The sequence below is a fragment of the Kineococcus aridisoli genome (assembly GCF_050871885.1).
Lineage (GTDB): Bacteria > Actinomycetota > Actinomycetes > Actinomycetales > Kineococcaceae > Kineococcus.
Map to the genome: position 1 here is coordinate 1 of NZ_JBJLSF010000109.1, position 14,685 is coordinate 14,685.

General features: G+C 73.2%; 14 protein-coding genes. 12 read left to right on the forward strand and 2 right to left on the reverse strand.

Features of this window, described 5'->3' with window-relative positions; all coding sequences use genetic code 11:
- Nucleotides 1-79: 79 nt before the first annotated feature.
- Nucleotides 80-898 carry a hypothetical protein gene (locus tag ACRYM2_RS20815; protein WP_432524349.1) on the reverse strand — a complete coding sequence of 273 codons (819 nt, stop codon included), beginning with the start codon at nucleotides 896-898 and terminating at the stop codon, nucleotides 80-82.
- A gap of 239 nt (nucleotides 899-1,137) precedes the next feature.
- Here ACRYM2_RS20815 and ACRYM2_RS20820 point away from each other — a divergent pair, with 239 nt between their 5' ends.
- Nucleotides 1,138-2,679: a malectin domain-containing carbohydrate-binding protein gene (locus ACRYM2_RS20820; protein WP_432524350.1), complete on the forward strand. Its 1,542-nt coding sequence runs from the start codon at nucleotides 1,138-1,140 to the stop codon at nucleotides 2,677-2,679.
- 78 nt (nucleotides 2,680-2,757) lie between these two features.
- Here the strand turns inward: ACRYM2_RS20820 and ACRYM2_RS20825 are convergent, their stop codons facing one another.
- Complete coding sequence (locus tag ACRYM2_RS20825; RefSeq protein ID WP_432524352.1) at nucleotides 2,758-3,789, reverse strand: glycosyltransferase family 2 protein; 1,032 nt, start codon at nucleotides 3,787-3,789, stop codon at nucleotides 2,758-2,760.
- A gap of 466 nt (nucleotides 3,790-4,255) precedes the next feature.
- Between ACRYM2_RS20825 and ACRYM2_RS20830 the strand changes: the two genes are divergently transcribed.
- The 11 genes from ACRYM2_RS20830 to ACRYM2_RS20880 all read left to right on the forward strand — a co-directional run bounded on the left by ACRYM2_RS20830 (nucleotide 4,256) and on the right by ACRYM2_RS20880 (nucleotide 14,610).
- A complete protein-coding gene (locus ACRYM2_RS20830; RefSeq protein ID WP_432524353.1) occupies nucleotides 4,256-5,353 on the forward strand; it encodes a glycosyltransferase in 1,098 nt (365 codons plus the stop codon).
- Entirely contained in the window at nucleotides 5,350-6,498 is a 1,149-nt protein-coding gene (locus ACRYM2_RS20835) for a glycosyltransferase (RefSeq protein ID WP_432524354.1), read from the forward strand. Before ACRYM2_RS20830 ends, ACRYM2_RS20835 begins: the two co-directional genes overlap by 4 nt.
- A 269-nt stretch (nucleotides 6,499-6,767) precedes the next feature.
- The gene (locus ACRYM2_RS20840; RefSeq protein WP_432524356.1) at nucleotides 6,768-7,577 is read left to right on the forward strand and encodes a glucose-1-phosphate cytidylyltransferase; all 810 of its coding nucleotides are present in this window, start codon (nucleotides 6,768-6,770) and stop codon (nucleotides 7,575-7,577) included.
- A gap of 25 nt (nucleotides 7,578-7,602) precedes the next feature.
- Nucleotides 7,603-8,649 (forward strand): NAD-dependent epimerase/dehydratase family protein, encoded by a 1,047-nt coding sequence (locus tag ACRYM2_RS20845; protein ID WP_432524357.1) that lies wholly within the window; start codon nucleotides 7,603-7,605, stop codon nucleotides 8,647-8,649.
- Nucleotides 8,646-9,191, forward strand: coding sequence for a dTDP-4-dehydrorhamnose 3,5-epimerase (rfbC, locus tag ACRYM2_RS20850; RefSeq protein WP_432524359.1), 546 nt, complete (start codon nucleotides 8,646-8,648; stop codon nucleotides 9,189-9,191). Before ACRYM2_RS20845 ends, rfbC begins: the two co-directional genes overlap by 4 nt.
- Nucleotides 9,188-10,477, forward strand: a complete 1,290-nt coding sequence (locus ACRYM2_RS20855) for an NAD(P)H-dependent oxidoreductase (protein WP_432524361.1) — start codon at nucleotides 9,188-9,190, stop codon at nucleotides 10,475-10,477. Before rfbC ends, ACRYM2_RS20855 begins: the two co-directional genes overlap by 4 nt.
- An 84-nt stretch (nucleotides 10,478-10,561) precedes the next feature.
- Nucleotides 10,562-11,449, forward strand: a complete 888-nt coding sequence (locus tag ACRYM2_RS20860) for a Rossmann-like and DUF2520 domain-containing protein (RefSeq protein ID WP_432524363.1) — start codon at nucleotides 10,562-10,564, stop codon at nucleotides 11,447-11,449.
- Entirely contained in the window at nucleotides 11,446-12,300 is an 855-nt protein-coding gene (gene panC, locus ACRYM2_RS20865) for a pantoate--beta-alanine ligase (protein ID WP_432524365.1), read from the forward strand. Before ACRYM2_RS20860 ends, panC begins: the two co-directional genes overlap by 4 nt.
- A gap of 129 nt (nucleotides 12,301-12,429) precedes the next feature.
- Nucleotides 12,430-13,920, forward strand: a complete 1,491-nt coding sequence (gene lysS, locus ACRYM2_RS20870; RefSeq protein ID WP_432524369.1) for a lysine--tRNA ligase — start codon at nucleotides 12,430-12,432, stop codon at nucleotides 13,918-13,920.
- 41 nt (nucleotides 13,921-13,961) lie between these two features.
- On the forward strand, nucleotides 13,962-14,132 hold the full coding sequence (locus tag ACRYM2_RS20875) for a hypothetical protein (protein WP_432524366.1): 171 nt from the start codon (nucleotides 13,962-13,964) through the stop codon (nucleotides 14,130-14,132).
- A 115-nt stretch (nucleotides 14,133-14,247) separates the two neighbouring features.
- A complete protein-coding gene (locus ACRYM2_RS20880) occupies nucleotides 14,248-14,610 on the forward strand; it encodes a histone-like nucleoid-structuring protein Lsr2 (protein WP_432524368.1) in 363 nt (120 codons plus the stop codon).
- The last annotated feature ends 75 nt before the right edge of the window (nucleotides 14,611-14,685 follow it).

Sequence of the window (14,685 nt, forward strand, 5' to 3'; positions counted from 1 at the left end):
CCCCCCCCCCCCCCCCCCCCCCCCCCCCGGGCCGGCACCCCCTCGGGGGTGCCGGCCCGTCGTCGTCGCCGCTCCGGCGTCAGGCGGTGGCGATCCGCTCCCACGGCCCGGGCACGATCCAGCCCAGCTCCATGTGCGTGGCCAGCGCGGGCGCCGCACCCACGAGGGTGCGCCGCCGGGAGGGCCGGCGCACCGAGCGCAGGTCGACCACCGCGCGCACGGCGGTCAGGTACACCCGGCGCGCGCCCGCGCGCCAGGGCGGGGTGCCGGGCGCGGGCGCGTGGTGCTCGAGCAGCTGGCGGGGACCGAAGCGCGGGCGGCCCTGCAGGGTCAGGCAGCTGGTGTAGTCGAAGTCGCCGCCGGACAGCGCGCACAGCACCAGCAGGCGCTCGTCCTCGCGCAGCGCCCCGACCCGCACCGCGAAGGTGCTCGTCGTGCTCACCACGGTGCGCCAGACCACCGGCTGCCCGTCGTCCTCGACGTCGTCGCCGTAGGGCGCGAAGTAGTCGGCGTGCGCCAGCGCCGGGTCGGCGGCCGCGTCGACGAGCGCCACCAGGGCCTCCGGCCGCCACAGGTAGTCGTCCTCGGCGAGCAGCACGACGTCCCCGGCGGCCCAGCCGCGGCGGCGGGCCAGCGAGAGCCCCTGCAGGTAGCTGCGCCGGTTGGAGCCGCCGTCGATGGTGACGGGGTCGCCCCAGGCGCCCATGAGCTCCAGGCGCTCGGCGGGGATCGGCCCGTCGTTGAGGAAGACCACCTCGACGTCCGCCGCGGGGCGCTGGTCCCGGGCCAGTTCGACGGCGCGGCAGAACGAGCGCAGGCCCACGAGCTTGCTGTACCAGTCCGGGCGGCCCTTGCTGTTCTCCCCGCCGTGCGAGCGGTAGACGACGTGCAGCTTCACCCGCCGATCGTACCGACGCGCGCTCACCCGCCCGGCCCACCGCGGTGGCCGGTGGCCGAGGGCGAGGGCGAGGGGTGGACATCGCGGCAGGTGCCGCCGGCGTTACAGATTCCTCCGGATCCACCTCTCAAGCCCGCTCCGGTGCACACCGATGGCTCAGGTGTCACCCCGAACGGGCCACCAGGGTTCCTCCGCAGCTTCGCGGCGGTGCCCCTGACCACTGCGAGGTTGATCCACCCGTGAGCACCCTTTCCAAGTTCCTGCTGTCCACCGCGGCCGTCGCCACCGTCGCCGCCGGTCTCACCACCGTCGGCGTGCAGAGCGCCGAGGCCGCCGCCCCGACCCTGCGCGTGGGCACGGGCAAGAGCGACTACACCGACGCCTCCGGCAAGGTCTGGAGCAGGGACAGCGGTTTCACCGGCGGCTACCAGGTCTCCGACGTCACCGGCGCCGACATCGCGGGCACCGACTCCGACGGGCTGTACCGCAGCGAGCACTGGGGCATGTCCGGCTGGAGCGCCGCGGTGCCCGACGGCAGCTACACCGTCACGCTGAAGCTCGCCGAGACCTACTTCTCGGCCAGGAACACCCGCGTCTTCTCCGTCACCGCCGAGGGCGCGACCGTCGTCAAGGACCTGGACATCTTCGCCGAGGCGGGCCGCAACACGCGCCTGGACAAGTCCTTCACGGTGAAGGTCTCCGACGGCACGCTGAACCTGGGGTTCACGGCCACGAGGAACCACGCCAAGGTCGGCGCGATCCTCGTCCAGCCGGCCGGCACCGGCACCGGCACCGGCACGGTCACCCCCGCCCCGCGCCCGACGAACCCCGCGCCCACCGTCCCCGCGATCACCCCCGCGCCGACGACCCCGGCGCCGACGACCCCCGCCCCCTCGGCGCCGCGGGGCGCGTGGCTGTCCGGCGCCTCGGGCGTCGGCGTGGGCAGCGGCGCCTTCGGCGCCTGGCGCGGCACCCCGGTGGCCATCGCGGGCAGCTGGGCGGACAACAACGAGAACAGCCAGCACTTCTGGCAGCTGGACAAGGGCGCCGAGTACGGCAGCTGGAACGCCTCGATGGACATGGCCGTCGGTGCCTTCGACCGCGGTGAGACGTGGTCGCAGGCCGCTTCCGGGCAGTTCGACGCCCGCTGGCGCAGCTCCCTGCAGAAGCTGAAGTCCCAGTGGGGCGGGCGCCAGGGGACCATGTACATCCGGTTCGCCCACGAGATGAACGGCTTCTGGTTCGCCTGGTCGGTGAACAAGGGCAACCACCAGGACTTCATGACCGCCTGGAAGCGCTACCGGGCCATCCAGAAGCAGGTGTTCCCCGAGGCCAAGCTGGTCTTCAGCGTCAACCGGGACGACAACGGCACGGGCATGCCGTGGACCGGGTTCTTCCCGGGCCGCGAGTTCGTCGACGTCATCACCGTCGACTACTACAACCAGTACCCCTACGCGGCGACCAAGGCCCAGTTCGACGCCCAGTCCTGGGACCGGGACGGCAACGGGGCTCCGCGCGGCATCCGCGCCCACGCCGCCTTCGCCAAGAGCCAGGGCCTGCCGTTCGGCGTCTCGGAGTGGTCGGGCAACGCCGACAACGGCGACGGGGTCGGCTACATCGAGGGCATGCACGCCTTCTTCAAGGAGAACGCGGGCAGCGGCCCCGGCCAGGTGCTCTACGAGGTCCAGTTCAACTGCGACATCGACGGCAAGCGCTGGCTGCTCAACGGTTCCGGCGTGCGGATGCCGCAGTCGTCCGCGAAGTACCGCGAGCTCTTCTGATCGCCCGGAGGTGATCGGGACGCCGAGGGGCGGGGTGCACCGGCACCCCGCCCCTCGGCGCGTCCACGGGTCCCCGCGTCAGCTCGCGCGGTCCACCACGACCCGGCCGGCGACGGTGGCGCGCCCGGTGGTGACGCCCTTGACGTAGGCCCAGTGCTGCTCGGCGCGGTCGGTGCGCTTGAGCACCCGGCACTGCGCGGTGCGCACCGCGTAGCCGAGGGCGAGGACGGCGCTGATGCCCTGCACCGTCGCCGCGGAGTGGTGGCGGGAGAGGTAGCGGCGCATCGCGGCGCCCCGCAGCCGCAGCATCTCCAGCGAGGGCGCGCCCGAGCCGCCCGCCGCGTGCGGGACGACGACGTCGGTGCGCAACCGCTCGCGCAGCCCCGCCTCGCGGGCGCTGCGGCCGAAGGCCATGTCCTCGTTGTAGACGTAGAAGTCCTCGTCGAAGCAACCCAGGGCCAGGAACGTCTCCCGGCGCACGGCCATGCAGGCGCCGGTGGTCCAGTCGACCTCGATCCGCTCGCCGGGCCGCGGGCGGGCGTACAGCCCGGCGCGCGGGAACACCTTGTGCAGGCCGGCGGCGTGGACGAGGGCGCGCGCCGGGCTGGGCTCCCACCCCCCGACGCCGAGCTCGACCCGGCCGTCGACGCCCGTCATCGTGGCCGCCGAGGCGGCCAGGGCCGGGTCGGCGGCCACGTCGTCCACCAGCGCCTGCAGGTGCGCGGCCGTCGGCCGCGAGTCGGGGTTGCCGAAGACGACGAACTCGCGCGTCGAGGTGCGTGCGCCCATGTTGGCCGCCTTCGCGAAGCCCTTGCCGCCGCCGGAGTCGACGTAGCGCGTCGCGGGGCGCTCCTCGGGCAGCCGGGAGAGCCCGTCGACGTCGGAGGCGTTGTCCACCACGACCACCGGCAGGTCCTCGGGCAGGTTCGCCAGCAGCGCCCGGATCTGGTGGGCGCTGCGGTAGCTGACGAGGACGAGCTCGACGTCGCGGGTCAGCAGCGGCGGTCCGCTGCGCGCAGCGGCACCCGTCCCGGGGCCCACCCGCCCGCCGGCGCCCTCGGCGCCTCCGGTGCCGCCGGTGCCCGGCTGCGTGCCTGCGTCGATCCCCACGTTCGTCCCCCCTCGCGGTCCCGGTCCGGCTGGACGGCGTCCGCGACGCCGGCGACCGGGACCTCGCGCCCATCGTGACCGAGGACGGTGGCCCGAGGCCAGCGCCCGTGCGCCCATTGTTCCCCCGACGGGGTGACGGTGGGTGACCACGGGCCCGGTTCCCCCGGGCGGGGGACGCAGGAGCACCCGTTCATCACGCTCAGCTAATGGCTTGCGACACCGTGTCATTCGACCGGGGTGTTTCTAGAATTTCGCCGAGGTACCTCACTCTCCGTGATTGGTTAGACACGCAAACAAGTTGTTGCCCAGGCCGTCGGGGCTTGCAACAATGCCTGGAACACCCTGCGAAGTGCGCGGGGTCGCGAAGTCGGTGAGGGGGGTCCGGGGGCCGCGGGTCGTCGGATTTCACCGCTCGCGAAGCTGTCTGGGGGTTGAACGCGTGGAACTGCGTCGTCCGAATCCGGCGGTGGGGGCACTCACCGTCATGTCCTTCGCGGGTCACGTGATGTACCCGCTCTACCTCATCGCCAGCGAGCGCCTCGTGCCGCGCTCGCCGTCCCGTCCCCGTCCGGCGGACTCGTCGTGGACGTGGGACGACGTCGACGTCCTCATCCCCGCCTTCGGGGAGTCCCGCGTCCTGGCCGAGACGGTGCCGCAGCTGGTCGCCGAAGGCGTTCCGCTGGACCGCATCACGGTGGTCGTGGACGAGGACGAGAAGACCCGCGCGACCGCCGAGGAGCTCGGCTGCCGGGTCGACTGGTCGCCCACCCGCGCCGGCAAGGCCGCCGCCGTGAACCGCGGCGTGCGCAACGCCAAGGGCGACGTCGTCGTCCTGCTCGACGCCAACGCCTTCGTGCCGGGGGAGGGGCTGCACGCGCTCATCGACCGCGTCGCCACCGACCTGCACCTGGCCTCCGGCGTGCGCAAGGAGTCCGGCGCCGAGGACGAGGGCCTGTACTGGCGCTACGAGAACTGGATCAAGCAGGCCGAGGCCGGTCGCGGCGGGTCGCTGGCCCTCGTCGGCGAGGCCGTCGCCCTGCGCCGGGAGTCGTTCCGGCCCATCCCGGCGTCGGTGCTCAACGACGACCTCTACCTCGCCTTCGACTTCGCCCGCCGCGGCCTGAGCGTCGGCGTGGTCCCCGAGTGCGTCGCCGTCGAGGACTCCGCGCCGCGCGGTGACCAGCTCGAGCGCCGGGTGCGCATCATGAGCGGGCAGCTGCGCCTGTTCTGGGGCTTCCGCTCCTCGTTCGTCTCCGGCGACGGCAAGTTCGTCCGCTTCGCCATGCACAAGGGCTGGCGCTCCACGCTGGGCCCGGCCGCGCAGCTGGCGCTGACCGCCGCCTGCCTGGCGCGCCCCAGGAGCCGCTTCAGCCAGGCGTTCCTGCTCGCCGAGGCCGTCTCGGTCGCCGCCTACCTCAAGGGCGACAAGCTGCAGGGCAAGGCTTCCGCGCCCCTGCGCGTCCTGGGGCAGGCGGTGGGCATGCCGCCCACCGTCTTCGTCCTGGCCATCCCGCGGGCGCTGGGCCGCTCGCGCAGCGGCGCCTGGAAGAAGCGCACCAGGTGAGTGCTGGACGCACGGCCTGGGTCGTCGCCAAGCAGTTGCCCGCGAGCACCGACTCCGGGGGGCGCCAGCGGATCCGGGCGGTCATCGACGTCTACGCGCAGGTCTTCGACGAGGTCCACGTCGTGGGCTTCGGCAGCTGGCCGGGCTGGCGCGAGGCGCTGCCGGCGCACGTGCGGGTGCACGAGGTGAGCGCCCCCTCGCCCACGCCGGCGGCCGTGCTGCGCGGTTCGCTGTTCGCCGGCAAGTGGTACTCCCGGCAGCTGCACGACCTGCTGGCGGCCGGCGTGCGCAAGCGCGACGTCGTCCACGTCGACTTCCCGCAGATGGCGGTCAACCTGCCCGGGCGCGTGCGCCTGGACGTGCTCGACCTGCACAACGTCGAGTCCGACCTGGTGGCCCGGCGGCTGCGCACCGAGAAGCCGCTGGTCGGGCGCGTGCTGGCCCCCGAGGTCGCGCGCTTCCGCCGCTTCGAGTTCGCCGTCGCCCGCTCGGCCCGGCACGTCACGGCGTGCAGCGGGCGCGACCAGGAGGTCCTGGAGCGGCGCGGCATCGCGAGCACCTTCGTGCCCAACGGCGTCACGAGCGCGGCGCACGTCCCGACCCTGCCGCCGGGGGGCCGGCAGGCCCTGTTCGTGGGGGCCATGGACTACGGCCCCAACAAGGCCGCGCTGCGCTGGTTCCTCGACGAGGTCTGGCCGCAGGTGCTCGAGCGGGTGCCGCAGGCGCGCTTCGCGGCCGTCGGGCGCGGCCTGGCCGGCTCGCACCCGCGCCCCTCGGGCGAGCCCGCCGGGGTGGACTTCCACTCCGACGTGGCCTCGGTGGACCCGTTCTACGAGCAGGCGGACGTGTGCGTCGTGCCGCTGCTGTCGGGGGGCGGCACCAAGATCAAGCTCGTCGAGGCGCTCTCGCGCGGGCGGGCCGTGGTCACCACCAGCCTGGGGCTGGAGGGCCTGGAGGAGCACCGCGGGGTGCTGCGCGTGGCCGACGGCCCGCGCGACTTCGCCGACGCCCTCGCGGAGCTGCTGGACGACCCCGAGCAGGCGGCCAAGCTGGGCGCGGCCGCCGCCGACGTCGCGCAGTCGTTCTCGTGGGAGACCGCGATGACTCCCCTGCGTGACATGCTGATCGCCCTGCGTGGCCACTGACGCGCAGACGGGGTGGATGTTCGTCCATCCGTGAAGTTCACGCTCCGTGTTCGCGGTGCTGTAGTAGCCTCGCCGCAAGCACCTCGACGGGACACCGGTGGCTCGGATTCGTGGGGGGTTCGAACCGCCACCGGGATCGCCCGACGCATCACGGGTGCTGATTCCCCCACGTGTGTCGACGATCCGCCAGGCTGACGCGCTCAGCCGCCTGGTCGGTTCGCCACCGACGATTCCGACACCGAGCCGGTCAGAGTGAGGGAAAGATCAGCATGACCCAGACGCCCGTCTCCGAGATCCCCGTCGTCATCCTCTGCGGTGGCATGGGAACCCGACTGCGCGAGGCCAGCGAGAAGCTGCCCAAGCCGCTGGTGGACATCGGCGGCCGGCCGATCCTCTGGCACATCATGAAGCTCTACAGCTCGTACGGGTTCCGCAAGTTCGTCCTGTGCCTGGGCTACAAGAGCGACCTCATCAAGAGGTACTTCCTCGACTACCGGATCAACGCCGGCGACTTCACGCTGAACCTGTCCTCGCAGGACGCCCCGACCTACCACACCAACGGCGTGCAGGAGGACTGGGAGATCACGTTCGTCGAGACCGGTCTGACCACCGCGACCGCGGCGCGCATCAAGCGCGTCGAACAGCACCTGACCGCCGACAAGTTCCTGCTCACCTACGGCGACGGCCTCGGCGACGTCGACGTCCTCAAGACCCTGCGCGACCACGAGGCCGGCGGCCGCCTGGCCACCGTCACCGCCGTGCACCCCAGCAGCCGCTACGGCGAGATGCACGTCACGGGCGACACCGTCACCGAGTTCAACGAGAAGCCGACCCTGGCCGACGGCTGGGTCAACGGCGGGTTCTTCGTCTTCGACCGCGCGTTCGCCGACAAGTACCTCGAGGACGACCCGGACATGATGCTCGAGCAGAAGCCGCTGCAGACCGTCGCCCGCGACGGCCAGCTGACGGTCTCCCAGCACGAGGGGTACTGGCTGGGCATGGACACCTTCCGCGAGTGGACCGAGTTCAACAAGCTCTGGGACGCCGGCAAGGCCCCGTGGAAGACCTGGGAAGACTGAGAACCCGAGGAACCGGAGAACCGCTGTGAAGATCGTCGTCACCGGCACCGAGGGCTACCTCGGCTGCCTGCTCGCCCCGACCCTGCTGGAGTCCGGCCACTCGGTGCTGGGCATCGACACCGGCTACTACAAGCAGGGCTGGCTCTACAACGGCGTCACCGCCTCGGTGGAGACGCTCGCCAAGGACATCCGCCACGTCACCGTCGAGGACCTGCGCGGCGCCGACGCCGTGGTGCACATGGCGGAGCTGTCCAACGACCCGCTCGGTGAGCTCATCCCCGACGTCACCTACGTGGTGAACCACAAGGGGTCGGTGCGCCTGGCCGAGACCGCCAAGGCCGCCGGCGTCTCCCGCTTCGTCTACATGTCGAGCTGCTCCGTCTACGGCGTGGCCGAGGACACCGTCGACGAGACCTCGCCGGTCAACCCGCAGACCGCCTACGCCGAGTGCAAGGCCCTCGTCGAGCGCGACGTCGCCCCGCTGGCCGACGACGACTTCTCGCCGACCTTCATGCGCAACGCGACCGCCTACGGCGCCTCGCCCCGCCAGCGCTTCGACATCGTGCTCAACAACCTCGCCGGCCTGGCCTACACCACCGGCAAGATCGCGATGACCTCCGACGGCTCGCCCTGGCGGCCGCTGGTGCACGGCCTGGACATCGCCAAGTCCATCCGCGCCGTCCTCGACGCCCCGCGCGAGGCCGTCCACAACCAGATCTTCAACGTGGGCGACTCCGAGCAGGTCTACCGCGTGCGCGAGATCGCCGAGGCCGTCGGCCGCGCGCTGCCCGAGGCCGAGATCACCTTCGGCGAGAGCAACGGCGACAACCGCTCGTACAAGGTGAACTTCGACAAGATCCACTCGACCCTCGAGGGCTTCCGCTGCGACTGGAACGCCGACAAGGGCGCCCAGCAGCTCGTCGACGTCTTCAAGGCCATCGACCTCGACGAGGCGACCTTCAAGGGCAAGGGGCACACCCGCCTCAAGCAGCTCGAGCACCTCATCCGGACCGAGCAGCTCGACAAGGAGCTGTTCTGGCGCGTCCAGCCGACGAGCGGGATCACCCAGTGAAGATCACCCCCACCCACATCGAGGGCGTCGCGATCGTCGACCTCGAGCCCCGCGCCGACGACCGCGGCTTCTTCGCCCGCACCTTCTGCCGCGAGGAGTTCGAGGAGGCCGGGCTGGTCCCGGCCGTCGAGCAGTGCAACCTGTCGTTCAACCACGTCAAGGGCACGCTGCGCGGCATGCACATGCAGGTCGACCCAGCGCCCGAGGCCAAGCTCGTGCGCTGCACGGCCGGCGCGGTGCAGGACATCATCGTCGACATGCGGCCCGGGTCCCCGACCCGCCTGCAGCACGTGGCCGTCGAGCTCACCGCGGACAACCGCCGCGCGCTCTACGTCCCGCCGTACTTCGCGCACGGCTACCTCACGCTGACCGACGGCGCCGAGGTCTTCTACCAGGTGAGCCAGGCGTACACCCCCGGCACCGAGCGCGGTCTGCGCTACGACGACCCCGACCTCGCCCTGCCGTGGGCGGTCGACGTCACCGTCGTCAGCGACAAGGACAAGAGCTGGACCCTGCTGGCCGACGGGGCGGTGGTCGAGTGATCATCGTCGACAAGGCGCTGCAGCAGCGCCAGGCCGAGGGCCGCCCGATCCGCGTCGCCCTCGTGGGTGCCGGCTTCATGGGCCGCGGCTTCGTCAACCAGGTCGTCAACTCCGTGCCCGGCATGGAGCTCGTCGCCATCGCCAACCGCACCGTCTCCAAGGCGCGCGACGCCTACGAGCAGGCCGGGGTCACCGGCGTGGTCGAGGCCGACGACGCCGCCGCCGTCGACAGGGCGATCTCGCAGGGCACGCCGGTCGTCTCGGCCTCCTACGAGGCCGTCGTCGACGCGGGCCAGGTCGAGGCGGTCGTCGAGGCGACCGGCAACACCGAGTACGGCGCGCACGTCGTCGTCCGCGCGATCGAGGCGGGCAAGCACATCGTGCTGCTCAACGCCGAGGTCGACGGCACCGCCGGCCTCGCGCTGCGCACCCGCGCCGAGAAGGCCGGTGTCATCTACACCGGCTGCGACGGCGACCAGCCCGGCGTGCAGATGAACCTGCTGCGCTTCGTGAAGTCGATCGGGGTCACCCCGCTCGTCGCGGGCAACATCAAGGGCCTGCAGGACGAGCACCGCAACCCCACCACCCAGGAGGGGTTCGCCAAGCAGTGGGGCCAGGACCCCTACATGGTGACGAGCTTCGCCGACGGCACCAAGGTGTCCTTCGAGCAGGCGCTGGTCGCCAACGCGGTGGGCTTCACGGTGGAGCGGCGCGGCATGCGCGGCGCCGACCACCGCGGGCACGTCGACGAGCTGACCGCGAAGTACGACGTGGACCAGCTCAAGGAGCTCGGCGGCGTCGTGGACTACGTCGTCGGCTCCAAGCCGGGCCCGGGCGTGTACGTCCTCGGCACCCACGACGACCCCAAGCAGCAGCACTACCTGAACCTGTACAAGCTCGGCACCGGGCCGCTGTACTCGTTCTACACGCCGTACCACCTGTGCCACTTCGAGGTGCCGCTGACCGTGGCGCGCGCGGTGCTCTTCGCCGACGCCGCCATCGTCCCCGGCGACCAGGTGACCGTCGAGGTCGTCACGACCGCCAAGACCGACCTCAAGGCCGGCAAGACGATCGACCGCCTCGGCGGCTACGACACCTACGGCGTGGCCGAGCGCTACGACGTCACCAAGGCGCAGGGCCTGCTGCCCATGGGCGTCGCCGAGGGCTGCGTCCTCAAGCGCGACGTCGCCAAGGACCAGGTCCTCACCTACGACGACGTGGTCCTGCCGCAGGGCCGGCTCATCGACGCGCTGCGCGCGGAGCAGGCCGCCCTGCTCGCGCACTGACGCACCGCACGGCGCACCGCACGGCGACGGCCCCCGGGGTTCCCCCCGGGGGCCGTCGCAGTGCGGGCGGCTAGGGTCGCGCTCGTGCAGACGGCAGGCAGGCTCGACGTCGCGGTCGTCGGAGCGGGCCGGGTCGGACCCGTCCTCGGGGCGGCGCTGCGGGCCGCCGGGCACCGGGTCACCGGGATCGCCGCGCGCACCCGCACCGCCGCCGAGCGCGTCGAGGCGCTGCTGCCCGGCGTGCCCTGGACCGCGCCGGCCGACGCGTTCGCGGCCGACCTCGTCCTGCTCGCCGTCCCCGACGACGTCCTCGGCCCGCTGGTGGCCGAGCTGTCCGGCGCCGTGCGCCCCGGGCAGCTGCTCGTGCACACGTGCGGGCTGCACGGCACCGGCGTGCTCGCCCCGGCCGCGGCGCGCGGTGCGCTGCCGATGGCGCTGCACCCGGCCATGACGTTCACCGGCACCTCCCTGGACCTGCAGCGGCTGCGGGGGGCGGCCGTCGCCGTCACCACCCCGCCCGTGCTGCTGCCCGTCGCCGACGCGCTCGTGCGCGAGTGGGGCTCGGTGCCCGTGGCCGTCGCCGACGCCGACCGCGAGCTCTACCACGCGGCCCTCGCGCACGGTGCCAACCACCTCGTCACCCTCGTCGCCCAGGCGCTGCGGGCCGCGCGGGCCGCGGTGGGCGAGGAGGCCGAGCGGGTGCTGCGCCCGCTGCTGGCGGCAGCGCTGGAGAACGCCCTGGGCGCCGGGGACGCCGCGCTCACCGGGCCGGTGGCCCGCGGGGACGCCGGCACCGTCGCCACCCACCTGCGCGTCCTCGCCGAGCGGGTGGACCCGGGCACGGCCGCCACGTACGCGCTGCTGGGCACCCTCGCCGCCGAGCGCGCGCAGGCCGACGGCCGGCTGCCGGCGGAGGTGGTGCGGGCCCTGCGCGAGCAGCTGCGCGCGGGCGAGGACACTGGCCCCCCGTGAGTCTCGTCGTCACCCGCACCCGCGCCGAACTGGCCGCAGCCCGCTCCGCCCTGCCCGGACCCGTCGCCGTCGTCATGACGATGGGCGCCCTGCACGCCGGGCACGCCACCCTCATCGAGCAGGCCCGCCGGCGCGCCGCCTCCGTCCTCGTCACCGTCTTCCTCAACCCGCTGCAGTTCGGCCCGGGAGAGGACCTGGCCCGCTACCCGCGCACCCTCGACGAGGACCTGCGGCTGGCCGCGGCCTCCGGCGCCGACGTGGTCTTCGCCCCCGGCCCGGACGTGGTCTACCCCGACGGCGACCCGGGGGTGCGCGTCAGCGCCGGCCCGCTGGGCGCCGTGCTCGAGGGCGCCAGCCGCCCCGGCCACTTCGACGGCGTCCTGACCGTCGTCGCCAAGCTGCTGCACCTGACCCGCGCCGACCTGGCGTTCTTCGGGCAGAAGGACGCCCAGCAGCTGCTGCTGGTGCGCCGGATGGTCCGCGACCTCGACATGGGCGTGGAGGTCGTCGCCGTGCCGACGGTGCGCGAACCCGACGGCCTGGCGATGTCCAGCCGCAACCGCTACCTGACGCCGTTCGACCGCGAGGTCGCCCTCGTGCTGCAGCGCGCGCTCGCCGCCGGGGCCGCCGCCGCCCCGGAGGGGCCGAGCGCGGTGCGCCGCGCCGCCCGCGACGTGCTGCGCGCCGAACCCGCCGCCCGCGTCGACTACCTGGCCCTCGTCGACCCGCACGACCTGGCCGACGTGCCCGAGCACCACCGCGGCGAGGCGCTGCTCGCGCTCGCGGCGCGGGTGGGTCCCACCCGCCTCATCGACAACGTCCCGCTGCTCGTCGGCCGGTCCGCGGACTGACCCGCCGACCGGCCCGCGCGGGTGCCGGCCCGCCCGCGGGCGCCGGGGCGGGCCGGGTGCGGCGGATAGCCTGGGGTCGTGAGTGAGACGCAGGTCGCGCAGACCGGGACGAACGACGCGCAGGACGCGGTGGACGAGGAGTTCGAGGACCTGCCCGAGCAGGTGCGGGTCCGCAGGGACAAGCGCGACCGCATCCTCGCCGAGGGCGGGCAGCCCTACCCCGTCTCCGTCCCGCGGACCGCGTCGCTGGCCGAGGTCCGCGAGCGCCACGCCGGTCTGCAGCCGGGGGAGGAGACCGACGACGTCGTGGGCGTCACCGGTCGCGTGGTCTTCCTGCGCGGCACCGGGAAGCTGGCCTTCGCGACGCTGCAGGAGGGGGACGGCACCCGCCTGCAGGCGATGGTCTCGCGCGACGGCGTGGGCGAGGACGCGCTCGCGGCGTGGAAGGCCGACGTCGACCTGGGCGACATCGTCTTCGTGCGCGGCCGGGTGGTCTCCTCCCGGCGGGGTGAGCTGTCGGTGATGGCCGACTCCTGGCAGCTGGCCTCGAAGGCGTTGCGCCCGTTGCCCGTCCTGCACCGCGAGCTGTCCGAGGAGACGCGCGTGCGGCAGCGCTACGTGGACCTCATCGTCCGCGAGGCCGCCCGCACCAACGTGCGCGCCCGCTCGGCCGTCGTGCGCTCGCTGCGCCGCACGCTGGAGGACCGCGCGTTCCTCGAGGTCGAGACGCCGATGCTGCAGACCCTGCACGGCGGCGCCAGCGCCCGGCCGTTCGTGACGCACTCGAACGCCTTCGACACCGACCTGTACCTGCGCATCGCCCCCGAGCTGTTCCTCAAGCGCTGCGTCGTCGGCGGCATCGAGCGGGTGTTCGAGATCAACCGCAACTTCCGCAACGAGGGCGCGGACTCCACGCACTCGCCGGAGTTCGCGATGCTCGAGGCCTACCAGGCGTGGGGCGACTACGACTCCATCGGCGAGCTGACCCGCACGCTGGTGCAGAACGCCGCCCAGGAGGCCTTCGGCGGGCACGTGGTGACGCTGGCCGACGGCAGCGAGTACGACCTCGGCGGCGAGTGGGCCTCCATCTCGATGTACCCGTCGCTGTCGGAGTCGCTGGGCGAGGAGATCACCCCCGCCACCTCCCGGGAGCACCTGATCTCGGTCGCGGAGCGGCTGGGAATCGGCGTCGACACCGTGCGCTGGACGCACGGAAAGCTCGTCGAGGAGTTGTGGGAACACCGGATCGCCGATTCCCTGGATTCCCCGACGTTCGTGCGCGACTTCCCCGTGGAAACCTCGCCGCTGGTGCGCGCGCACCGCAGCGTCGAAGGCGTCGTGGAGAAGTGGGACCTGTACGTGCGCGGTTTCGAGCTGGCCACCGGGTATTCCGAGCTCGTGGACCCGGTCGTGCAGCGCGCCCGCTTCACCGAGCAGGCCCGCCTGGCCGAGCTCGGCGACGACGAGGCCATGCGCATCGACGAGGACTTCCTGCGCGCCCAGGAGCACGGCATGCCGCCCTGCGGCGGCATGGGCATGGGCGTCGACCGCCTGCTGATGGCCCTCACCGGCCTCGGCATCCGCGAGACGATCACGTTCCCGCTGGTCAAGCCGCGCTGAGCCGGGCCGCCGCCCGGCGCGGGGCGACGTAGCCTGGTGGGGTGGACTACCTCGCCGCGCTGCTGCCCTCCGCCGGGCTGCTGGTCCTGTTCGTCCTGCTGATCCGCTCGGTGCTGCACGCCGACCGCCGGGAACGGGCCGCCGCGGCCCGGGCCCGTTCGGAGCAGGCCGCCGCCGCGGAAAGCGCGACGCCGCGTGAAGGCGCTTCCTGAGCCTTTCCGCCGCTTTTCGGCGAGGATTTGACCGGTGCGCTCGGAATGCGCAAGAGTGATCCCGGACTCCCGCACGCCGCGGTCGGGTCGCTATTCTTGCGAAAGGGTCAGCCTGATGGCGCAGAAGGTGCAGGTCCTGCTCGTCGACGACATCGACCAGGGTGAGGCCGCCGAGACGGTGACCTTCGCCCTCGACGGGGTCACCTACGAGATCGACCTCTCCGAGGAGCACGCCTCCGCGCTGCGCGAGGCCTTCGCCCCGTGGGTCGGGCACGCCCGCCGCGTCGGCGGCCGCGGCGGCGGCGCCACCAAGCGCACCTCCGCCCCCAAGCAGGCGGCCAAGGCCCCCGCCGGCGGCGAGGGCGGCGGCCGGGACACCGGCGAGGTCCGCACCTGGGCCCGCGAGAACGGCTACACCGTCTCCGACCGCGGCCGCATCTCCGCCGAGATCCTCCAGGCCTTCGACGACGCCCACTGAGCCCGCCGAGCCCGCCGAGCCCGCCGAGCTCCGCCGCACGCACGAGCGCCCGGTCCCGCACCCGCGGGGCCGGGC